Annotated in this window: 16 protein-coding genes and 2 pseudogenes; 6 read left to right on the top strand and 12 right to left on the bottom strand. The window is 39.1% G+C overall.

Going from position 1 to position 22,219, the window contains the following annotated elements:
* Positions 1 to 35: 35 nt before the first annotated feature.
* Entirely contained in the window at positions 36 to 671 is a 636-nt protein-coding gene (locus SCSC_RS02970) for an MBL fold metallo-hydrolase (RefSeq protein ID WP_003069821.1), read from the top strand.
* A 37-nt stretch (positions 672 to 708) separates the two neighbouring features.
* On the opposite strand, the gene ftsX is transcribed toward SCSC_RS02970, so the two are convergent.
* The 8 genes and pseudogenes from ftsX to SCSC_RS02930 form a co-directional block, all read right to left on the bottom strand.
* Entirely contained in the window at positions 709 to 1,635 is a 927-nt protein-coding gene (ftsX, locus tag SCSC_RS02965) for a permease-like cell division protein FtsX (RefSeq protein ID WP_003069824.1), read from the bottom strand.
* The gene (gene ftsE, locus SCSC_RS02960; RefSeq protein ID WP_003069826.1) at positions 1,628 to 2,320 is read right to left on the bottom strand and encodes a cell division ATP-binding protein FtsE; all 693 of its coding nucleotides are present in this window, start codon (positions 2,318 to 2,320) and stop codon (positions 1,628 to 1,630) included. The genes ftsX and ftsE overlap by 8 nt, the downstream gene beginning before the upstream one ends.
* 72 nt (positions 2,321 to 2,392) lie before the next feature.
* Positions 2,393 to 3,488, bottom strand: a protein-coding gene (gene prfB / locus SCSC_RS02955) for a peptide chain release factor 2 (RefSeq protein WP_100207684.1) whose coding sequence is annotated in 2 segments (ribosomal slippage) — positions 2,393 to 3,415 and positions 3,417 to 3,488 — 1,095 coding nt in all. Because the reading frame shifts where the segments join, the coding sequence is not laid out codon by codon here.
* Positions 3,489 to 3,696: 208 nt separating this feature from the next.
* Positions 3,697 to 3,801: a hypothetical protein gene (locus SCSC_RS02950; protein WP_003069829.1), complete on the bottom strand. Its 105-nt coding sequence runs from the start codon at positions 3,799 to 3,801 to the stop codon at positions 3,697 to 3,699.
* Between the two features lie 400 nt (positions 3,802 to 4,201).
* Positions 4,202 to 4,992 (bottom strand): annotated as a pseudogene (locus SCSC_RS02945) (DUF2785 domain-containing protein).
* Between the two features lie 93 nt (positions 4,993 to 5,085).
* Positions 5,086 to 6,612, bottom strand: coding sequence for an IS1182 family transposase (locus tag SCSC_RS02940; RefSeq protein WP_115342911.1), 1,527 nt, complete (start codon positions 6,610 to 6,612; stop codon positions 5,086 to 5,088).
* 125 nt (positions 6,613 to 6,737) lie between these two features.
* Positions 6,738 to 9,431: a cation-translocating P-type ATPase gene (locus tag SCSC_RS02935; RefSeq protein ID WP_006270128.1), complete on the bottom strand. Its 2,694-nt coding sequence runs from the start codon at positions 9,429 to 9,431 to the stop codon at positions 6,738 to 6,740.
* 370 nt (positions 9,432 to 9,801) lie between these two features.
* Entirely contained in the window at positions 9,802 to 10,188 is a 387-nt protein-coding gene (locus tag SCSC_RS02930; protein ID WP_003025360.1) for a YwiB family protein, read from the bottom strand.
* Between the two features lie 123 nt (positions 10,189 to 10,311).
* Here SCSC_RS02930 and SCSC_RS02925 point away from each other — a divergent pair, with 123 nt between their 5' ends.
* From SCSC_RS02925 to SCSC_RS02905, 5 genes and pseudogenes are all read left to right on the top strand, one after another.
* A complete protein-coding gene (locus SCSC_RS02925) occupies positions 10,312 to 11,631 on the top strand; it encodes an HD domain-containing protein (RefSeq protein WP_003025361.1) in 1,320 nt (439 codons plus the stop codon).
* The gene (yidA, locus tag SCSC_RS02920) at positions 11,621 to 12,430 is read left to right on the top strand and encodes a sugar-phosphatase (protein WP_006270131.1); all 810 of its coding nucleotides are present in this window, start codon (positions 11,621 to 11,623) and stop codon (positions 12,428 to 12,430) included. Before SCSC_RS02925 ends, yidA begins: the two co-directional genes overlap by 11 nt.
* On the top strand, positions 12,430 to 13,644 hold the full coding sequence (locus SCSC_RS02915; protein WP_006270165.1) for an aminoacyltransferase: 1,215 nt from the start codon (positions 12,430 to 12,432) through the stop codon (positions 13,642 to 13,644). The genes yidA and SCSC_RS02915 overlap by 1 nt, the downstream gene beginning before the upstream one ends.
* A 12-nt stretch (positions 13,645 to 13,656) precedes the next feature.
* Positions 13,657 to 14,895 (top strand): aminoacyltransferase, encoded by a 1,239-nt coding sequence (locus tag SCSC_RS02910; protein ID WP_006270168.1) that lies wholly within the window; start codon positions 13,657 to 13,659, stop codon positions 14,893 to 14,895.
* A gap of 64 nt (positions 14,896 to 14,959) precedes the next feature.
* Positions 14,960 to 15,295: pseudogene (locus SCSC_RS02905) on the top strand (ABC transporter ATP-binding protein); the annotation flags it as partial.
* A gap of 160 nt (positions 15,296 to 15,455) precedes the next feature.
* On the opposite strand, the gene SCSC_RS02900 reads toward SCSC_RS02905, so the two are convergent.
* The 4 genes from SCSC_RS02900 to alaS all read right to left on the bottom strand — a co-directional run bounded on the left by SCSC_RS02900 (position 15,456) and on the right by alaS (position 22,193).
* Positions 15,456 to 16,634 carry a TPM domain-containing protein gene (locus tag SCSC_RS02900; protein ID WP_006270171.1) on the bottom strand — a complete coding sequence of 393 codons (1,179 nt, stop codon included), beginning with the start codon at positions 16,632 to 16,634 and terminating at the stop codon, positions 15,456 to 15,458.
* A 17-nt stretch (positions 16,635 to 16,651) separates the two neighbouring features.
* Positions 16,652 to 17,737 carry a TFIIB-type zinc ribbon-containing protein gene (locus tag SCSC_RS02895; protein WP_006270133.1) on the bottom strand — a complete coding sequence of 362 codons (1,086 nt, stop codon included), beginning with the start codon at positions 17,735 to 17,737 and terminating at the stop codon, positions 16,652 to 16,654.
* A 49-nt stretch (positions 17,738 to 17,786) separates the two neighbouring features.
* Entirely contained in the window at positions 17,787 to 19,121 is a 1,335-nt protein-coding gene (locus SCSC_RS02890) for an SPFH domain-containing protein (protein WP_006270132.1), read from the bottom strand.
* A gap of 453 nt (positions 19,122 to 19,574) precedes the next feature.
* Positions 19,575 to 22,193, bottom strand: coding sequence for an alanine--tRNA ligase (gene alaS, locus SCSC_RS02885; RefSeq protein ID WP_006270119.1), 2,619 nt, complete (start codon positions 22,191 to 22,193; stop codon positions 19,575 to 19,577).
* Positions 22,194 to 22,219: the final 26 nt, after the last annotated feature.

Here is a 22,219-nt window from a genome sequence, read left to right as displayed (position 1 = left end):
ATTTTTTGTTAAACTATGAAAGGAAGGGAGATCTCATGATAACAATTCATAAAACTTTAAATTCTCAAGCATACGAAAATACTTATTATTTAGAAAACGAGCATCATCTTATCGTAGTTGATCCGGGTAGCGACTGGGAGAAAATTGCAGCAAAAATCCAAGAAATCAATAAGCCAATTACAGCTATTTTACTGACTCATACCCATTACGACCATATTATGAGTGTTGATTTAGTTCGTCAACAGTTTAGCAATCCACCTGTCTATGTCGCTGAAAGCGAAGCTACTTGGCTCTATAGTCCGGAGTATAATCTATCTGGACTAGAGCGTCACCAAGATATTGACGACATCATCCTCCAACCTGCCGATGTTTTCTATAATTATCATAATTCTTACAGCTTAGATGATTTTTATTTTTATGTCGTACCAACACCCGGACATTCAATCGGTGGCGTTTCAATTGTCTTTCCTAACGAGCGTTTTGTTTTAACTGGTGATGCCTTATTTTGTGAAGCAATCGGTCGAACGGATCTCTATACTGGAAACTTGGAACAACTCATTGCTGGCATTAAAGAAGAATTGCTGACCTTGCCTAATTATGATGTTTATCCCGGTCATGGTTCTCAGACTACCATTGTTCACGAAAAAATGTTTAATCCATTTTTACAATGAAAAAAGCCCTAAACAGGCTTTTTATTATTGTTTTCTACTAAATCCTCAAGAATCGTCTCATAGACAGAACTGATCCAAATGAGCCAATAATGATTCCTACGACAAAAAGGAAGGCAATCATCAATGGAATAAAGGTTTGCGGTACAATCATTGAGAGATTCTGACTGGCAAGTGATGGATTGAACGATTTATAAGCTACTTCATAAACAAAATAAACTAATCCAGCTGGAACAACCGCTCCAAGTAAGCCAATCCAAGCTCCTTCTAGTAAGAACGGTCCTCGAATATAACTGTTTTTCGCACCTACCAGACGCATGATTTGGATTTCACGACTGCGTGAAATAATCGTAATTCGAATAGTATTTGAAATTAAGAAAACAGCAATAAAGACTAAGAGGAGTGCTCCTACAATACCCCACGTACGAATAAAATTAGCCAGAGCAAAAATACGTTTTGTATTGGCTCCACCGTATTCGACCTCAGAAACTCCTTCAATCTTCTTCGCATTATTTGCGACAGAAGTAACATACTTCGGTTCTGTCGTATCCACGATATAGGCATCATGCAAAGGATTGGCGTCTCCTTCAAAGAGTTTCCAATCTTTTCCCATGACTTCCGTTAATTTCTTTAATTGTTCTTCTTTGCTAGAAAATGTAACAGATTTGACATTGGCCATTTTATTAAGAGCATCATAAACCTTATGATAATCCTCATTTTTAACTTTTTGGCCTTCTTTTGTAATCGTCTCTTTATTATCTGCCGTATCTGGACGCATATAGACCATGACCCGCACATTATTTTCAATATCTGTTGCTAGCTTCGCTGTATTTAAAATGACTGACACAAAGATTGCAACTAATCCCAGCGTAATCATCACGGAGCTGACTGCAGCAACCGTCATCCAACCATTGCGCTTTAAACTTTTAAGCGATTCTAGCAGGTGACTTAAAAATCTACTATTCATCGTATCCGTATTCTCCTTTTGCTTCATCACGCACCACACGACCATTTTCGATGGCAATAACGCGGTGACGCAAAGTATTTACAATTTGGCTATTATGAGTGGCCATTAAAACAGTTGTTCCTTGAAGGTTAATTCGTTCCAGAAGATTCATGATTTCCCATGAATTATCCGGATCCAAATTTCCTGTTGGTTCATCAGCGATTAGAACCTTTGGATTATTGACAATAGCTCGTGCAATCGCAATCCGTTGTTGCTCACCACCAGATAGCTCATTTGGAAAAGAGCGAACTTTATGTTTCAAACCAACTAAATCTAGCACTTCCATAACACGCTTTTTAATATTGCGACGACGCTCACCGATAACTTCCATGGCGTAAGCGATATTTTCATACACCGTCTTTTTGGGTAGCAATTTATAATCTTGGAAAACGACGCCAACATTACGACGCAACATTGGAATATCACGTTTTTTAATTTTAGCAAGATTAAAGCCAGCAACTTGCAGACTTCCCTTATCAACTTTCACTTCACGATACAATAATCGAATAAAAGTTGATTTCCCAGCTCCAGAAGGTCCTACAATGTAGGTGAATTCTCCTGGTTCCACTTTGATGGACACACCACGCAAGGCTGTTGTCCCGTTGTCATATTTTTTGACAACATCTCTCATTTCAATAATTGACATATATTGCAAAGAGTCCTTTCATTAAATACTCAAGTTACTAAAATGACACTTTCTTTGATAAAAGCCTTCTTTTTAGTTCAACCGCCATTTCAAGTAGGCATCTATGAAGCCATCTAAATCACCATCCATAACTTTATCAACTTGAGCTACTTCGTAACTAGTTCGATGATCTTTAACCATAGTGTAAGGTGTAAAAACATAGGAGCGGATTTGACTTCCCCAAGAGATCTCTTTTTTATCTCCTTTGAGCGAATCTACTTCTGCTGCTTTCTTTTCTTGCTCCATTTGATAGAGCTTGGCTTGAAGCAACTTCATTGCCCGATCACGGTTTCCATATTGTGTACGGTCAACCGTTGATTGTGTCACAATTCCTGTCGGTATATGCGTCAAACGCACCCCCGTCGAAACTTTATTGACATTTTGTCCACCAGCACCACCTGAACGAAAAGTATCCATCTTGATGTCTTCATCTCGAACTTCAATTTCAATCGTATCATCTAACTCCGGCATGACTTCTACCGATGTAAAGGAAGTGTGCCGACGCTTAGCTGAATCAAACGGAGAAATCCGCACTAATCGATGAACCCCCATTTCAGATTTCAACAAACCATAAGCATGAGGCCCTTCAAAAGACAAGGTAACAGACTTAATTCCCGCTTCGTCCCCCGCTTGATAATCCAAAACTTCAACCTTGAAACCATGAGCATTGCCAAAGCGTGTATACATACGAAGCAACATATCTCCCCAATCTTGAGCTTCTGTTCCTCCTGAACCTGGGTGAATTTCAAGGATAGCATTGTTGTTATCATAAGGTTCTGATAAAAGCAAGGTCATCTCATAACTTGCCATCATCTTGTCCAATTCAACTAGCTTTTCTTCTAGTTCTTCTTGAACAGATGTATCTTCAGCTAAGAAATCCAGCAAAATTTCTAGTTCATCAAACAAATCAGTCATTTGCTGAAAGTTATTATAGGTTTGCTTGAGTTGATTGAGCTCCTGAGATGTCTTTTGAGCTGCAATGTTGTCATCCCAAAAGTCAGGTTCTGTCATCTTATTTTCTAAGATAGCAATTTCTTCTTCCAGACCTTCTAAGTCAAAGAGACCCCCTGAAAGAAGCTAATTTTTCACGATTTGCGTCAATTTTTTGACGAATTTCTGAAATGTCCATATCTACCTCTTTTCACATATCGTTTTATTATATCACAAGTCAGTATTTTTTTCTAATTTCTGACAGAACCCCATAATAGTTATTGTATAAAATTTCTAAGTTGTAATCAAGAAATTTCGTTCTTTGTTACATGATTGTTAGATAGGTTGCTGGCTGAAGAAAAATATTAAGAAGATAGATATACCGAAATGATCTGTATGGTAGTGTTCTACTTTGCAATTTCTCGCTCAAGAACTTCTAAAACACCTGATTCTTGATTACCTGGTGCTTGATACTTTGCTACTCTCTTTACTATTTCAGATTCGTTTTTCATCGCATAGCCTGCTCTACATAAGCTAGCTTTTCTAGGTCATTTCCACCGTCTCCAAAAGCCATTATCTCTTGTGGAACTGATCTTTTGGAAAAAACGAAGCCAGTTGGGCATATTGATTACCTGAGATGACAACTACTTTAATATCTTTATCTTGCAACATTCGATAAATTTTCTCGAAATACTTCACATCATAGGTATTGTCAAAGCACAGGAATGTATCATCCGCATCAAATGCCACTAATTTGACTATCTTTTATCCCTCCTCTTTACCTCAATTTTATACTAAAAAACTTAAAAATTCCTATGATTTTTGACGACAATCGTTCCTATCTCTTTTTTTAAAATACAAGAAGAAGCACTTTAACGAAGAAATTGTAGCTACACTTATCTCTTTTAAAATCTAGTACGAAAATAAGTGAATGGCTTCTCTCAGCTCGTCTGCAAGAACTTTTTCTTTATTTAATTGGAGATAAATTTCTAATAAGCACGAACGAACATTGGAAAACTGTATGAAGTCTATTGAGTTTTCTAACGGAAAGCTAAGTGAAGTTAACCAAACCGCAACTCTGGTTTGTGAGAGTCTCTCATTTAAAACAGCTTGATAGATTACTCGTGCCAAACGCCATTCTCATCACTAATAAAGCGCCAATCCACTCTTTTAAAAATCTTTTCTAATACTTGAAGAACCTCATTTACTCGTGTTATAGGAAAATCTGGATGACAGATAATCTCAACTAAAAGATCTGCACCATGAGCAAAGGCATGCACCCAACCATATTCTTCAGAATAACCAGTACTATCATTTTCATACAATAAATAAGACAGACCTTGTTCAAATAGAGCCATTCTTTGATGACTAGAAAGTCTTTTAAAATAAAGTGAATTTTTCTTAGCATCTGCATTTAGCAAATTAGCGAATAATAAAGCCGTAAAAGATCGAATCAGAGTAGCCTGACCAACTTCTTCCTTTTTATACAAAAGTCCCTGTCGTTTAAGAGCTTCAACCACTACAAAATCAAACTGGTCCTTTGTAAATAACTGTTCTTGTATGGCTCTGGCTAGAGAAACAAAGATTAAGTCATCTCGTATTTTATAATTTGGATGACCAATATGATCTAACATCCAAAGGATTTCTTCTTGTTGATAAATCAGCATATCCTGTGCTAATTTTTCTTTTAGTATTTTTTCCATATCTTTCCTTTTCAATTAGATTATTGAGTCTGAGACAAAATAGTTCTCAGTCACAAAAAAGCTAGAGATTCCCAATTATGGAACTCTAGCTTTTTAAGTTTGAGTCGTTCTCTTATTGTATTTAAGGAGATTATTGGCCATGAGCACTAAACCCATGTCAATTTTCACCTGACGCTTGCCTCTTAGGTTACATCTCTTGTAACCCAAATAAGCCTTTATCTGCCCAAAGACAGGTTCCACATCAATCTTACGTTGATTGAAAATCTGTCTACCTTCGGGAGATAAAAGCGCTTGGCATTCTTTAGCTTTTAAGTGTTGATAACGTTCGTTGATATATAGTCCCTTTTGAGGGGCTGATTTAGGTTCATCAGCGTAGTAAACCTTGATTTCCTGTTGAAAGTCCGTCTGTGTTTTCTGATGTTTGATATGATGAAAACGATAGCACCAGCCATCAGGATGAGTGTAGCTATCCTCCTTGTCATCATAGTACCAATTCGCTAAGTTTCTAGCCGACTGTTTATACCCTTTCTTCTGTTCCTGATCAAACATGGCATATTTAATCAGATGGTTCACCTCATTTTCATCTAAACGAAGGAGGTTCTCTTCACTTCCATAGCCGGCATCTGCGACAACGGTCTTCAAGTCATGTGGATAAGTTTCAAGGAATGGCAGGAGAGTCTTGGTATCTGTCGGATTTGAGAAGACATCATAATGAAGAACAAATTGATTTTCAGTAGCGATTTGAAGATTGTAAGCAGCCTTGAGTTGACCATTCTTCATGTGGTCTTCTTTCATCCGCATAAAAGTGGCATCTGTATCTGTTTTGGAAAAGCTGTTACGCCCTTCAAATGTCTCTTGGTAGCCTTCATATTTTTCAGCACGTACTGAAAAATCATCCTTGACTTTACGCAGGACTTTCTTGAGTTTCCGACGTTGAGTTTTACGTTCATCCTTTCCTTTAACGGGTGTCTCCTCAATGTCTTGGTTCAGTTTTTCCAATTCTTCTTCGAGGACTTGAGCGAATTCAATCAACTGCTCTGAAGCAATCGGTTCTTCTTCGTCCAGCCTAATGGCCTGATGGATAAGGGGAGTGATTTCTTCTTGAAAATAGACCTGTATCTGTTCTTGAAGTTTGACGGAAAACTTGTCTGTGGCCTTTTTCCACACGAAACTATACTTGTTAGCGTTGGCTTCAATCTTAGTCCCGTCAATAAACAGACAATCTAAGGTCACTAACTCTTCCATTTTTAAACGAAGATTGAGGTCAATGAAAAGATCACGAATGAGGTCTTCCATCCCTTTAGCGACTCGAAATCGATTGATAGTGCGGTAGCTGACAACCAACTGTCCTGTTAGGTACTGCATAGCCAGATTTTCAATCATCATTTTTTCGATTTTTCGTCCAGAGAAAATCCCTTGCGAGTAGGCAAATAGTAGAGCGGCTAAAAGCATTTTAGGGTGATAAGACGGGCGACCAAAGTTATGATAGAACGTGTGGAAGTGACGATCCTCCAAGGCATTCACCACTTTTTCAATAGTAAAGACGAGATGGTCTTGTGGCAAGAAAGAACTGATTTCTAGTGGTAAAGTTGTTTGATTTGTGTTATAGTGAATATGCATGGGATAGCCTTTCTAAATGGTTTATTGGGCAATTCTATTTTACCAAGACTATCGCAACCATGCAAAAAGCAACGGCAAATCCGTTGCTTTTTTTGTAGCAAAGGGACTATTGTCCCAGACTCTTCTTAAATAGCATTCTGATCAAAGCCAAGTTTGCGTTGGATAAATTTGACAATTTCTACAATGATAATCATTGAAAAACTGCCAATAAGGACTGCTGTCCATTGTGAAAGATCCAATTTTGTCACATGAAAAATTCCTTCTAGTGGCTCAATCAAAATAGTAGAAGCCAACAAGATAAAGGAGACCAAGATAGACCAATTAAAGGTTTTAGACTTGAATGGCCCGACTGTTAGAAGTGATTGATAAACAGATTTCACATTAAAAGCGTGGAAGAGCTGAATTAATCCAAGCGTTGCAAAAGACATAGTTAATGCGTCTGCATGAATGGCTCTCATATCCCCAACATGAACAGGATTCATCAATGCATAAGCATAAACACCAAGTACCAAAGCACCTTGCAAGAATCCTTGATAAATAATCGAGCTCATGACACCACCTGAGAAGAAGCTAGACTTGCGACCACGCGGTTTATGCGTCATCACACCTGGCTCAGCAGGTTCAACCCCCAGAGCAATGGCAGGGAAAGTATCTGTCACTAAATTAATCCAAAGTAGGTGAACCGGCTGCAGCACATCCCAACCAAAAAGAGTTGCTAGGAAAATAGTCAAAACTTCTGCCGTATTGGCCGAAAGCAAATATTGAATCGTCTTTTGAATGTTAGAGAAGACTTTACGGCCTTCTTCAACAGCCACGATAATCGTTGCAAAGTTATCATCAGCCAAAATCATATCAGAAGCACCTTTCGAAACTTCTGTACCTGTAATCCCCATTCCAATACCGATATCGGCTGTCTTCAGGGCTGGTGCATCATTGACACCATCACCGGTCATAGCAACAACTTTCCCCTGATGTTGCCATGCTTTGACAATCCGTACTTTATGCTCAGGTGATACGCGCGCATAGACAGAATAATGACCAACAACTTTTTCAAACTCTTCGTCTGACAATTCGTTAAGCTCGGCACCAGTCATGACATGGTCTTTACTATCATCATTGATAATTCCTAGACGTTTGGCAATGGCTTCCGCCGTAGCTTGGTGGTCACCCGTAATCATAATTGGACGAATCCCTGCTTCCTTGGCAACGCGAACGGCTTCTGCTGCTTCTAGACGCTCAGGGTCAATCATTCCAATCATACCTGTGAAAATTAAATCATTTTCAAGATTTTCAGACGTTAAGTTTTCTGGGATTTCATCAATAATTTTGTAGGCGCCAGCCAACACGCGCAAGGCTTGATGAGCCATACCTGAATTATTATCTTTAATCAGCTGAGTCGTTGCCTCATCAATCTGCGCAATAGTTCCTGCCTTGTCACGAGACACACAACGTTTTAAGAGTTGATCTGGCGCACCTTTTACAGCAACCAAAAATCTACCGTCCGGCAAAGGATGAATAGTTGACATGAGCTTACGGGTCGAGTCAAACGGCAACTCCGCTACACGAGGATATTGCTCTAAGAAAGCTTTAACATCATAGCCCTTATCAAGTGCATACTGAACAAAGGCTGTTTCTGTTGGGTCACCAATGAGTTTCCCCTCTTGGTCGATTTTAGTGTCATTAGCAAGTACAACCGAGCGTAGCAAAGGCAAGTCGAGCCCAAGCTCAATAGCCTGTTTTGCTTCGTGCAAGCTACCATCATAGAAGACTTTCTCAACTGTCATTTTGTTCATAGTTAACGTACCAGTCTTATCAGAAGCAATAATTTCAGTAGAGCCAAGCGTTTCAACTGCAGGAAGCTTTCTAACAATAGAATTTCTCTTCGCCAAAACTTGGGTACCAAGTGCCAAGACAATGGTTACAATAGCAGGAAGCCCCTCTGGAATCGCTGCAACAGCAAGTGCGACTGATGTCATCAATTCGCCCAGTGGATCTTTTCCTTGAATAAATACACCAACCACAAAAGTGATAGCTGCAATAATTAAAATCGCATAGGTGAGCACTTTTGACAGACCATTTAGATTTTGCTTGAGTGGAGTATCTGTTTCATCAGCGTTTTGAAGCATACCAGCAATATGACCAACTTCCGTATACATACCTGTATTGACAACTACACCCATTCCCCGTCCATACGTAACATTTGAATTTTGGAAAGCCATATTGATGCGGTCACCCAGTCCTGCATCCGCAGCTACATCATCAGTCAGATGTTTTTCAACAGGAACAGATTCACCAGTCAGAGCTGCTTCTTCGATTTTCAACGTGTTCGCTTCCAAAAGACGCATATCAGCAGGTACCACATCACCAGCTTCCAGTATAACGATGTCTCCTGGAACTAATTCCTTAGAATCCACTTCTGTCACATGCCCGTCACGCAGCGCACGCGCAGCTGGGCTAGACATAGATTTGAGTGCTTCAATTGCTTCTTCTGCCTTGCCTTCTTGGTAAACTCCAAAAATGGCATTAATAATGACCACAGCTAGGATAATAATCGCATCTGCAATATCTTCACCACCTGAAGTCACAACTGAAAGAATAGCAGCAATCAGCAAAATGAGAATCATCAAATCCTTGAATTGCTCAACGAATTTCATCAGAAGGGATTTTTTTTCTCCTTCATCTAGTTCATTGCGACCATACTCATCTAAACGCTTAGTAGCTTCATTGCTTGTTAAACCCTGATTAGAAGTTTCCAAATTCTTTAAAACTTCTTCCGAACTTTGCGTATAAAACGCTTGGCGCTTTTGTTCTTTCGACAAAATAGTTCCTCCTTTAATCTCTTTTTGACAAACAAAAAGAGACCTGTTTGCTGTAACAAGTCTCGCTGTTTCATACAAGGCCGGAAATTGCTTTCGTATTGACGACCTTGTAACGGATATCCCGCTAGCTACTCCCTTGAGTGTTTTTATTATATCAAATTCTTCAATTTTTTCAAGCAAAAAAGTTCAATTTCTATCTATTTTGCCCAGCAAAGAATAAGACGCAATAAATAAAATAATCGCTATGACAAGTGTCCCTGTTAGGTCAAAGAACATATTAAGCTTTGTCTTGTTATAAAAACCAAATAAATCTGCTGAGAATAAAAATAGCCGCTATTACTAAACTAAAAAGGATTCTTCCCATCACTTTCTACCTCCACGAAATTTCCATTTGATAATCCGCAAAAGTTCGACCGCCATCAGGTGTTCTCAATTGATAATGCAGTTCAAGTGTCTGCTTTTTCAAATCAACCTGGTAATGACTTGTTTTTGTGATAAATTGTTGTATGCCGACCGGTGTGGGAATTCCAATCAAAGCTTCTCCTCCTTTGATAAACCGCATCAAAGATTTAGGAGTAGAGAAGCGTGTCATGACTAGTTCTTCATCCTGAAACTTCAAAACAACATTTTCATTCTCTTCATTTTCAAAACGCAAGTAATGATAAGCTCCCTTTTTCTGCCATTCTCCGTCATAAGTTTGATCAATTTGTTCTACTTGTTCATCAAACTGTATCTGATTTTTGATTCTAATCTTCACACTATAAGCTCCTCATCTACTGCTTTTCTTTTCTATTTTATCAGAAAATCTCAAAGATTTCTTCCTTTCTTTCCTTTAATTTTTTCAGTGTGGTCTTCTTCTGTTTTATGGTATAATAGAGCCATGATTGAAAAAGTATTTCGTGATCCCGTGCACAATTACATTCATGTAGATCACCAAGTCATCTATGATTTAATAAACACTAAAGAATTTCAACGACTGCGCCGCATTAAACAGCTGGGAACTTCTGGCTATACTTTTCATGGAGGCGAACACAGCCGTTTTTCACATTGTCTTGGAGCCTACGAAATTTCCAGACGCATCACAAAGATTTTTAACGAAAAATATCCAGAAGTTTGGAATCGTCATGAAAGTCTCTTAGTCATGGCAACAGCCCTCTTGCACGATGTAGGTCACGGCGCTTATTCACATACTTTCGAGCGTTTATTTGATACCGACCATGAAGAAATTACACGCCAGATTATCACGAGCCCTGAAACAGAGATTAACCAAGTGCTGGTTCAAGTTTCACCTGATTTTCCAGAAAAAGTAGCCAGTGTTATCAACCATACTTATCCTAATAAACAGGTTGTTCAGTTGATTTCCAGTCAAATCGATGTGGATCGTATGGATTATCTCTTGCGAGATTCCTACTATACAGGTGCTTCTTATGGACAATTTGACTTAACACGGATTTTGCGCGTTATTTGTCCTGTCAAAAATGGCATTGCTTTTAAGCGCAACGGCATGCATGCTGTAGAAGATTATGTCGTCAGTCGTTATCAAATGTATATGCAGGTCTATTTCCATCCAGCTAGTCGTGCGATGGAGGTACTCTTACAGAATTTACTCAAACGAGCTAAATTTCTCTATGAAAAGCAGAAAGACTATTTTTTGCTTTCTTCTCCCAACCTTATTCCTTTCTTTGAAAAAAGAGTGACTTTGAAAGATTATTTAGCATTGGATGACGGTGTGATGAACACCTATTTCCAAGTTTGGATGACGAGTCCTGATACGATTTTATCTGATTTAGCACAGCGTTTCATCAACCGTAAGGTCTTTAAATCCATTATTTTCTCTGAAAAAAATGAAAAATATCTGAATATCATGCGGAATTTAGTTGCAGAAGTCGGCTTTAACCCTGACTACTACACGGCCATTCATCGTAATTTTGACTTGCCGTATGATTTCTATCGACCACATGTAGAAAATCCGCGAACGCAGATTGAAATTGTGCAAAAAGATGGCAATCTTGCTGAATTATCCACTTTGTCGCCCATTGTTGAATCGTTAGCAGGCACAAGACATGGAGACAATCGTTTCTATTTCCCAAAAGAGATGCTGAAAGATGCTGGACTTTTTAGCGAAAATAGCAAAACTTTCTTGTCGTATATCAAAAATGACCAATTTATCTATGGAGAAGCACACAAACATGAGTATTAAACTAGTTGCCGTTGATATTGACGGAACCTTATTAAACACCAAAAGAGAAGTCACACCAGAAGTTTTTTCTGCTGTACAAGATGCCAAAGCTGCTGGAGTAAAGATTGTCATTGCAACCGGACGCCCCATTCCAGGAGTGAGAACTTTGCTCGAAGAATTACATCTAAATGAGCCAGGTAATTATGTCATTACCTTCAATGGCGGGCTGGTTCAAGATACAGTCACAGGGGAAGAATATATCAAAGAACCCCTGTCTTATGAGGATTATCTGGACATCGAATGCCTCAGCCGCAAGCTAGGAGTTCATATGCACGCTATCACCAAGGACGGCATTTATACTGCTAACCGTAACATTGGAAAATATACTGTTTACGAAGCTGGGTTAGTTAATATGCCAGTCTACTACCGCACTCCAGAGGAAATGATAGATAAAGAAATCGTTAAAATCATGTATATTGACGAACCAGAAATTTTGGATCAAGCAATCACGAAACTTCCTAAAGAATTGTACGATAAATACACACTCGTAAAATCTGCACCTTTTTACTTAGAAATTGTCAAAAAAACTGTCAACAAAGGAGCTGCAGTCGTGCATCTAGCAGAAAAATTAGGATTGACAAAAGAGGAGACTATGGCGATTGGTGACGAAGAAAATGATCGTTCTATGCTAGAAGTCGTTGGAAATCCTGTTGTAATGGAAAATGGGACTGATGAACTGAAAAAAATCGCCAAATACATTACCAAATCAAATGACGAATCAGGCGTTGCATACGCTATTAGAGAGTGGGTTTTAAACTAATGTACACTTATAAAATCGGAATCTCTGCTCAAGAACACGATGATTTTGTTAAGCAAAGTTCTCAAACCAACTTACTTCAAAGCGCTTCTTGGGCAAAGGTTAAAGATAACTGGGACAATGAACGAATTGGTTTTTACAAAAATAATCAATTAGTAGCCTCGGCTAGCATTCTCATCAAGCCACTGCCGCTCAGTATGACCATGCTTTATATTCCGCGTGGTCCTATTATGGACTATCAAGATCAGGAATTGCTACACTTTGTTCTGACTTCTTTAAAAAAATTTGCCAAAACTAAAAAAGCTCTTTTTATCAAGTTTGATCCTAGTCTTTTCTTAGTTCAAAATCAAAGTGGGGAAGAACGACAGGATAATCCAAAAACTCTTGATTTGATTAACAACTTGCAAAAAGCAGGTGCTATCTGGCTTGGACGCACTGAATTATTGGATGAAACCATTCAGCCACGCTTTCAAGCAAATATTTACAAGGATAATTTCAGTGAAGAACTTTTATCGAAAAGCACACGACAAGCTATTCGCACTGCTCGCAACAAAGGTATTCAAGTCCAATTTGGTGGTTCAGAGCTTTTGGACGATTTCTCTGCTTTGATGAAAAAAACAGAAAATCGAAAAAGTATCCATCTGCGTGGTCAAGATTATTATCAAAAACTGCTGGATACTTACCCTGAGCAGTCCTATATCACACTTGCAAGTATTAATTTAAACGAGCGTCTAGAAAATCTCCAAGTACAAAAATCCAAGGCTGAAAAAGAAGCTAGCAAATTTACTGAAAAAACCAAGCCCGGTAAAATTGAAAACAACAAGCAGGAACAAAAACGGCTGCAAGAAGAAATGGATTTCTTAGCAGAAAAAATGACTCAAGGAGTCACAACAGTGCCTCTATCTGGAACTTTGGTTCTCGAATATGGAACTACCTCTGAAAATATCTATGCTGGAATGGACGAAGAATACCGCCGCTACCAGCCAGCCCTCCTCACTTGGTATGAAACCGCAAAGCACGCCTTTGAACGTGGCGCCGATTGGCAAAATATGGGGGGAGTTGAAAACGATCTAAACGGCGGGCTTTATCATTTCAAATCCAAGTTCAATCCAACTATTGAGGAATATGTTGGTGAATTTAACCTCCCAACTAATCCTCTCTATCATCTCTCGAACTTTGCTTATACTTTGAGAAAGAAATACCGCAGCAAACACTAAGAAAGGAATCGCATGACACTCAAACAACTTCGTCAGGAAGAATTTGTAAAACACAGCGCTTCTTGCGCTCAACGTTCTTTTATGCAGACGGTAGAAATGGAGAAGCTCTTAGCGAAACGCGGTTTTACTTGCCAATATGTCGGTCACACAAATAAACACGGTGAATTAACCGTTTCAGCCGTGCTCTACAGTATGCCCATGACAGGTGGACTTCACATGGAAATAAATTGTGGCCCTGTTTCAACAAATCCTCAAGACCTGCAAGCTTTTTACCGTGAACTCAAGACCTACGCCAAAGAAAATGGTGCTTTAGAGCTAATTGTCAAACCTTATGAAACTTATCAAACATTTGACAGCAATGGTCAACCTACTTCGCCCGAAAAAACAGAATTGATAAAAGATTTGACAGACTTAGGTTATGAATTTGATGGTTTACAGACTGGCTATCCCGGTGGGGAACCTGACTGGCACTATGTCAAAGATCTGGCAGGTCTTACCGAAAAAGACCTCATCAAATCCTTCAGCAAAAATGGCAAATCAACCGTCAAAAAGGCGAATACTTTCGGCATTCAATTAAAAAAATTGAAGCGAGATGAATTAAATATTTTCAAAGAAATCACTTCTGCCACTTCCGAACGGCGTGAATATAGTGACAAATCTTTAGATTACTACCAAGATTTCTACGATGCTTTTGGTAATCAAGCAGACTTTATGATTGCAACGCTTAATTTTCAAGATTATTTGCAACATCTGCAAAATGATCAAAAAAAACTCAGACAAAAAATTCAAAAATTAGAAGCGGATTTAGAAAAAAATCCTCAGTCGGAGAAAAAGCACAATCAACTGCGTGAATTCTCTAGCCAATTTGAAAGTTTTAAAACACGTAAGGCCGAAGCACAAGAATTGATAGATAAATATGGAATGGAAGACCAAGTGATGGCTGGCAGCCTTTTCCTGTACACACCACAAGAGGCAACTTACCTCTTTAGTGGTTCCTATCCTGAATTTAACAAATTTTATGCTCCAGCGCTTCTCCAAGAATACATCATGAAAGAAGCTATCAAGCGAGGTATTCCTTTTTATAATTTTCTTGGTATTACTGGAATTTTCGACGGTTCAGACGGCGTGCTCCGCTTTAAACAAAATTTCAATGGTTATATTGTTCGCAAAATGGGTACCTTCCGCTATTATCCACAGCCATTAAAATTTAAAATTCTCAGTTTGATTAAAAAATTGCTACGGCGCGCTTAAAACTCTCAAACAGCTTTTTGAGAGTTTTTAAAGTATTCATATGTTCTATAAGGATTTATCAGATATGCTTAAACGATTTATTTCAAAAAAACTACTAGCGATTTACTTTCTGTTTATCGTGCTGACATGGGTTGAGTCGGTCTTAAATCCTACCCTCGTTCGGATGATTATTGATAGTTTTCAAACGAAAAATTTAATGATTCTCTGGCAAATCTTGATGTTGGGAATTCTTGGAAATATGTTGATTGTCTTAGGTTTGGCAGGCAAACGCTATTTCTATGCAAAAGTCATTGCAGATTTCAATGCAAATATAAAAGGAAAGATGTTTGCTACTTTTTTGTATGAAAATCAACTGGCAAATGAAGATATTCTTTCTGACTTGGAAAATGATGTAAAGCAAAATAATAGCGTTTCCAATTCCTCGTTGAATTCCCCTAGAAATAAAATTATTGTGGACAACATCGTTTGAAAATTTTAAAATTCGCACCGTTGTAAAATGAAGTGTAATAAAAAGGTCAGCATAAATATCCTGACCTTTTTTAACTTCCACTATTATCCATCTAAAAACTTCCGCCACTGCCCCCGTGACTTCTGTCTGATGAAGATGTATGTGTGCTACTACCCCCAGAATCACTGGAGCTGCTAGGCTCCGGTTTTGCTTTCTTATCTACATTTGAGTAGAGGAAGAATTCTTGAGCATTGGTAATCTGGAGACTATTTTTCTTGATGTAATCAGTGGCTCCGGTTTGATGATAGACAGATTTGAGCTGACCTTTCATTCCTGTTACGATGAGAAAGGCGATACCAAAGCCAATAGCCAATGCTCCAGGAATCCAGTACCAACTTAAAGGCTCCTTAGGGAGATTTTTTACATCATAAGGCTGCCCTTTTCGTGCTTGAGTGAGGAATTCATCACACTGCTCAGCGTAGGTTGTAAAAGCAGCATTGTAGTCACCATCTTTTAAATCAGGCAAGAACTGCTTTGATAGGTAGTCTAAGCCAGCATCGGTAAAAGCAGTGATGCCGTAGCCTGTCGTTGAAATATGCCACTTCCGTTCTGCCATACTGATTAAGAAAAGCACCCCATCATGATTTTTTCCTTGACCGTAGCCATTGTAGTCGAAGTAGTCATCTGCGAAGTCTTGAGCACTTTTTCCTTCCAGACTCTTAACGGTCACGACAACAACATCGCATTTTTGGCGCTGACTAATGTCTTGGAGCTTTGATAGTAAGACTTTTTCTTGATTCGGCTTCAGCAAGTCCGCTTCATCTACCAGTAATGGATTGGCCGATGCATTGAGCAATTTGGTTACTTTATTGAGATAATACCGAACACCGCTATAAATATTTTTCCCACTCTCAAAAGCTTTCCAAAGTATGTCGTCACTCTTTGCTCCTAGCTTTTCTTTAGCGTTTCCGGCATAATATAGGATCCATTCATTTTTTTCTTTATCAACAGCAAGGAGAATACCTTCAGCTGTGCCTGCAGATTCTTGATAAACCTTTTCAGCATAAGACAAAATACCATCTTCACCTACTGATTTTGCTGCTAAAAAGTAAACTTTCAAATGATATTGTTCTTCAATAGCTTTAGCCGCTTTGTTAATCTCTGTTATTTCCTTGCTTGAAAAGGCTGAGACTTCATCACGAATATAGCTGGTTTCTTCTGCACAGACAGTCCCAATCATGAGAAAGGAGAGAAGAAGAGTTGTCAGTAATGTTATGAATTTCTTCAACATAATCTCATCCTCCCTTCTTACAGTAAGTGAATCATCCATACAGCCGCATAACTAACTAAACTTGCAGCCACGCCCAGTCCAATTAGCCAACGTCTATAAGCTTGCTTGTCTAAGGGCAAATCTCCGACGAATTTACCAGTCTGACCATTCATCGCAAAGACAAACTTTTTGCCCCTCCAAGTCGTATTTAAGAGCCAAACTGGATAGAGAACATACTTAGTTGAACCATTTATCAAGCGAATATTCGAAGATTCTGGGGTAACGGCAGAAAACCCCGTAACTGTATCTTCAAAGGCTTCCTCCGTGCTTTGCTTGACACGGCTGTTAGCATGAGTAATGCTCTCCTCGGCTCCGACATCATATTTATCTGCTAGGTATCCTGCTAGGTAAGCTGTCTGAAAATCAACAGCTTCTGAAAAATCAAAGGGTTCAATGGATTCCATTAATTGATCATCCAATTTACTTGAACCGTCTACTGGGATATGTTCAAACGCTAACTGACCGGAACGAATAACTGAAAAATAGCTTGTTTCGGTATAGTCATACTCACTATCACTCCATGTTCTAATCCTGCTTGCTTTATAATGAACATCCGCATCTGCTTCTGTGTCAAAAAGCCAGAACGGAACATAAACCCCCTTTACTTCATCAATATGATTTTGGTCTTTAAAAACTTTTGGCAAGAGACGTTTCCCCATGAGATGCTTGTTCAGATTCGCCTTTGCTGCCTTTTTATCTAATTTGAATGGAATCACATAATCTGGCTTTAAATCACCAGCAAAGCGTCCCATCATAACAACAGGATTATCGCAGAATGGACACGAAGTGGCTGCTGTTGACTCGTCAGCAACAATTTCACCACCACAAGATTTACAGACATAAACTGACAGCTGATCAATCTCGCCCGTATCCCATTCACCACCAGCTTGCGTACTCCAGGTCATATTTTCATCAGTCTGGGTTTTTAATTGTTCATCCAATTCCTTCAAACTTGACATATCCAATTCGGAATCACAATAAGGACACTTCATTTTCTGGATTGAACTATTAAATTCAAGAGCACCACCACAATTTGGACATTTATATTCTTGTAAATCAGCCATGATGACCTCCTTTCTACTGTCATCGATCTATGAGATAGTTAGAAAAGTTTTAAACAAGGTCATTTTCATCAAATACATTGCCACATTCTGGGCAGAATTTAGGTGGATTATAAGCATCTTCTGGCTGCCAGCCACAATTGCTGCAACGGTATTGACGTTGGGGTTCTGGCTTTGGTTTTCCACAATTTGAGCAGAATTTACCTTTATTTACAGCGCCGCAAGTACAAGTCCAGCTGTCACTCACAGGTTTTGGTGAACCGCATTCTGGACAGAATTTACCTGAAGCTTCATGTCCATTTGGACAAGTCCATTTATCTGCAGTAGTTTGGGTTTGAGAGGTTGCACTCGCTGTTTGCGTTTGCTGACTAGCTGCCTGCTCTTGTCCCATCGCAAAAAGATTTTGAGCATTCATGCCGCCTGCGCCCGCTGCCATTCCTACTCCCATAAAGCCAGTCATCGCACCGCCTGGATTTTCAGCCGCTGCTTTCATAGCATCTGCCTGTGCACCGACTAAGGTAGCCGCTGCCATGGTTGGGTCCTTCATAATAGCCACACGTTGAGCCTGCTTAATCATTTCAGCATCTTCGTCTGGAAGAGTTACTGAACCAAGAGCTACACTGATGACTTTCAAACCACGAAGCTCGCCCCATTTGCTAGAGAGTGCTTCATTCATAGCATTTTCGAGTTCTGTATTATGGCTAACGATTTGATTTGGTCGCAATTCTAAATCAGACAATGTAGCGAATGCTGGTTGAAGAGCACTGATAAATTCTGTTTTCAGTTGTGATTCTAACTCTTCACGCAAATATTCTTTTTCGACATTGCCACAGACATTGGTATAGAAAAGAAGTGGGTCTGCAATCTTATAAGAATAAACACCAGAACAACGGACAGAAACATCCACATCTAAGCCGATTTTTGAATCCACCACACGAAACGGAATCGGATTTGGTGTGCCAAACTTATTATCAATCAGCTCTTTTGTATTGAAATAATAAACACGTTGATCTTTGCCTGTATCACCACCATAAGTGAAACGTTTTCCAATTTGTTTAAAAGTTTCCTTAATGGAATCGCCTAAATTACCTGTAAAAATGCTCGGCTCGCTAGAGGTGTCATAAGTGAACTGACCAGGTTCTGCACAGACTTCAACAATTTTTCCTTGCTCAACAATCATCATACACTGACCATCTGCAACAGCAATTCCAGAACCATTCGAAATAATGTTGTCGTTACCCTTCGTATTAGATGAACGTCCAGATACTTGCTTTTGTCCTTTGACCACCATGACGGACTTGTCCATGGCATCACAGTAAAAGAATTCTTTCCATTGGTCAGCCAATACGCCGCCTACGGCACCAATTCCTGCTTTAATGAGTCCCATAAGAATCTCCTTTCTCTCTTTAAAAAGCATGTTTCCGTTACCTTAAACTGTACTACTGAACAACATCATCTCCTTTGTCATAAATTTGTGAGTTTTTACAAAAAAATCATACGCTAACTGGCAATATTTGTCTTTTTATCGCAACATAATTAGCTGTATGAAAGCGTTTTATCTTCAAAACTATTGTACCATATTTTTATAAAATTGTAACTATCAAAAATATAAGTGAATCGTAAGGAAATTGGAATAACTATCTTTTTCAGTCAAAAAGTCTTTATAAAACACCATGACTTAATCGTACAAATAAAAAAACGAATAATTCCGACGTTCTGACTAACAGAATATCGAAACTGTTCGTTTTTTGTATGATTTTTATGCAACTCTCTTAGATTTCATTTTTTGAAATCCTTGTAGAGACAAGCACAGATCTATCTCGCTTAAAGTAATATGACATTACAATTTTTCAGGAACAGCTGTAAGTAATTCTTGAATAGCTGCTTGGTTGCTTCCTCCAGCCATTGCCATATCTGGTTTACCACCACCACGACCAGCTACGATTGGAGCAAGTTCCTTGATTAAATTACCAGCGTGAATATCTTTTGTTTTGCTAGCCACAAGAACATTCACTTTCTCACCAATGGCTGCCACAAGGACAAGAACGTCTGAATAGTCTTTTTGTTTCCAAGTGTCTGCAAAAGTGCGTAGAGCACCCGCTTCAGATACAGAAACTTGGCTGGCAATAAAGCTGTGTCCATTAGCTTCCTGAACATTCTTGAAGACTTCACCTGAAGCTGCTGCTGCTGCTTTTTCTTTCAGTTCAGCATTTTCTTTTTGCAATTGACGAAGTTGTTCTTGCAAGGCTTCAACTTTACGAGAAACTTCTTTCATTTGTGGGACTTTCAATGTCGTTGCAATAGCTTTCAAAGCATCTTCTTCCTCACGGTACGCTTCAAAGGCTTCTTTGCTCGTCACAGCGAGGATACGACGAGTTCCTGAGCCGATTCCTTCTTCTTTGACAATCTTGAAAAGACCAATTTCAGAAGTATTCTTCATGTGAGTACCACCACACAACTCAATAGAGTAATCTCCAATTGTCACCACACGAACTTCTTTTCCGTATTTTTCTCCAAAGAGAGCCATCGCACCCATTTCTTTAGCAGTATCAATGTCTGTTTCAATAGTTTTAATGTCAATGGCTTCCCAAATTTTTTCATTAACTTCTTGCTCAATGCAACGTAGCTCTTCTGCTGTAACTGCTTGGAAATGAGTGAAGTCAAATCGAAGAAATTCTACTTCATTGAGAGAGCCTGCTTGCGTTGCATGTTTACCTAAGACATGATGAAGAGCCGCATGAAGTAGGTGTGTTGCAGTGTGATTCTTCATCACACGGTGACGACGATCGTGGTCAATTTCAAGTTTATACTCATGGCCTAACGTGAGTGGTGCTAGCACTTCTACCGTATGGAGCGGTTGTCCATTTGGGGCTTTTTGAACATCTACAACTTGGGCAACGAGTTGACCTTCAGAGTCAAAAATGTGTCCATGGTCTGCCACTTGTCCCCCCATTTCAGCATAAAAAGGCGTCTCTGAAAAAACAAGGTAAGCTTTCCCAGTTGAAACTTCTTCAACTTCTTCGTCAGCTGCCACAATCGCAACCAAGTTTGCAGATAAGATTTCTTTTTCATAATTAAAGTGGCTTTCAGCTGTGATGTTTTGCAAAGTTTCATTTTGCATGCCCATAGAGCCACCTTTAACAACGCTAGCCCGCGCTCGTTCTTGCTGCTCTTTCATAGCAGATTCAAAACCTTCACGGTCTACTGTCATACCTGCTTCTTCAGCGATTTCTTGGGTCAATTCTACTGGGAAACCATAGGTATCATAAAGTTTAAAGACATCAGTTCCTGAAATAACAGACTGTCCTTTTGTTTTTAGTTCCTTTACAATACTTTGTGCAAAGTGTTGACCTGAATGAAGTGTACGAGCAAATGATTCTTCTTCACTTTTGACAATTTTTTCGATGAAATCTTGCTTTTCAAGCACTTCTGGATAATAACTTTCCATAATTTTCCCAACTGTTGGAACGAGTTTGTAAAGGAAAGGCTCATTGATTCCTAATTTTTGACCATGCATAGAAGCTCGGCGGAGCAAGCGGCGTAAAACATAGCCACGTCCTTCATTTCCCGGAAGAGCACCATCCCCAATAGCAAATGACAAAGAACGGATATGGTCTGCAATGACCTTGAAGCTCATATTATCTCCGTCTGGATTATAATTCTTACCGGATAATTTTTCTACTTCGCTGATAATTGGCATAAAGAGGTCTGTTTCAAAATTTGTTTTTGCCCCTTGGATAACCGCCACCAAACGCTCTAAACCTGCACCTGTATCAATATTTTTGTGAGGTAGCTCCTTATATTCACTCCGTGGGATAGATGGATCTGCATTGAATTGAGACAGAACAATATTCCAAATTTCAATGTAACGATCATTTTCAATATCTTCTGCAAGTAAACGAAGTCCTTGATGTTCAGGATCAAAAGCTTCTCCACGGTCAAAGAAAATTTCTGTATCGGGCCCAGAAGGTCCTGCACCAATTTCCCAAAAATTATCCTCAATTGGAATCAAATGGCTTGGATCGACGCCAACTGAAATCCAACGATTGTAAGAATCATGATCGTCCGGATAATAAGTCATATAGAGCTTATCTTTCGGGAAATCAAACCATTTAGGGCTGGTTAAGAGTTCAAAGGCCCACTCAATTGCTTCATCACGGAAATAATCACCAATAGAAAAATTTCCTAACATTTCAAACATGGTATGGTGCCGCGCTGTTTTTCCGACATTTTCAATATCGTTCGTCCGAATCGCTTTCTGCGCATTGGTAATCCGTGGATTTTCTGGAATAATAGTGCCATCAAAATACTTCTTTAACGTTGCAACCCCAGAATTAATCCACAGCAAGGTTGGATCATTGACTGGCACTAAACTAACAGACGGTTCTATAGCATGCCCTTTTGAAGCCCAAAAATCTAACCACATTTGGCGTACTTGAGCGCTCGATAATTGTTTCATTTTTTCTTCTCCTTAAAACTTTTCTT

Source organism: Streptococcus constellatus subsp. constellatus, assembly GCF_023167545.1.
GTDB classification, from domain to species: Bacteria; Bacillota; Bacilli; order Lactobacillales; family Streptococcaceae; genus Streptococcus; species Streptococcus constellatus.
Note: the sequence above shows the minus strand (reverse complement) of the source record. Positions and strands in the feature narration are given on the sequence as shown.

Coding starts and splice junctions, on each gene's coding strand:
- SCSC_RS02970 (WP_003069821.1), top strand. CDS start 36: ATGATAACAATTCATAAAACTTTAAATTCTCAAGCATACGAAAATACT.
- ftsX (WP_003069824.1), bottom strand. CDS start 1,635: ATGAATAGTAGATTTTTAAGTCACCTGCTAGAATCGCTTAAAAGTTTA.
- ftsE (WP_003069826.1), bottom strand. CDS start 2,320: ATGTCAATTATTGAAATGAGAGATGTTGTCAAAAAATATGACAACGGG.
- SCSC_RS02950 (WP_003069829.1), bottom strand. CDS start 3,801: ATGAAAAACGAATCTGAAATAGTAAAGAGAGTAGCAAAGTATCAAGCA.
- SCSC_RS02940 (WP_115342911.1), bottom strand. CDS start 6,612: ATGCATATTCACTATAACACAAATCAAACAACTTTACCACTAGAAATC.
- SCSC_RS02925 (WP_003025361.1), top strand. CDS start 10,312: ATGATTGAAAAAGTATTTCGTGATCCCGTGCACAATTACATTCATGTA.
- yidA (WP_006270131.1), top strand. CDS start 11,621: ATGAGTATTAAACTAGTTGCCGTTGATATTGACGGAACCTTATTAAAC.
- SCSC_RS02915 (WP_006270165.1), top strand. CDS start 12,430: ATGTACACTTATAAAATCGGAATCTCTGCTCAAGAACACGATGATTTT.
- SCSC_RS02910 (WP_006270168.1), top strand. CDS start 13,657: ATGACACTCAAACAACTTCGTCAGGAAGAATTTGTAAAACACAGCGCT.
- SCSC_RS02900 (WP_006270171.1), bottom strand. CDS start 16,634: ATGTTGAAGAAATTCATAACATTACTGACAACTCTTCTTCTCTCCTTT.
- SCSC_RS02895 (WP_006270133.1), bottom strand. CDS start 17,737: ATGGCTGATTTACAAGAATATAAATGTCCAAATTGTGGTGGTGCTCTT.
- SCSC_RS02890 (WP_006270132.1), bottom strand. CDS start 19,121: ATGGGACTCATTAAAGCAGGAATTGGTGCCGTAGGCGGCGTATTGGCT.
- alaS (WP_006270119.1), bottom strand. CDS start 22,193: ATGAAACAATTATCGAGCGCTCAAGTACGCCAAATGTGGTTAGATTTT.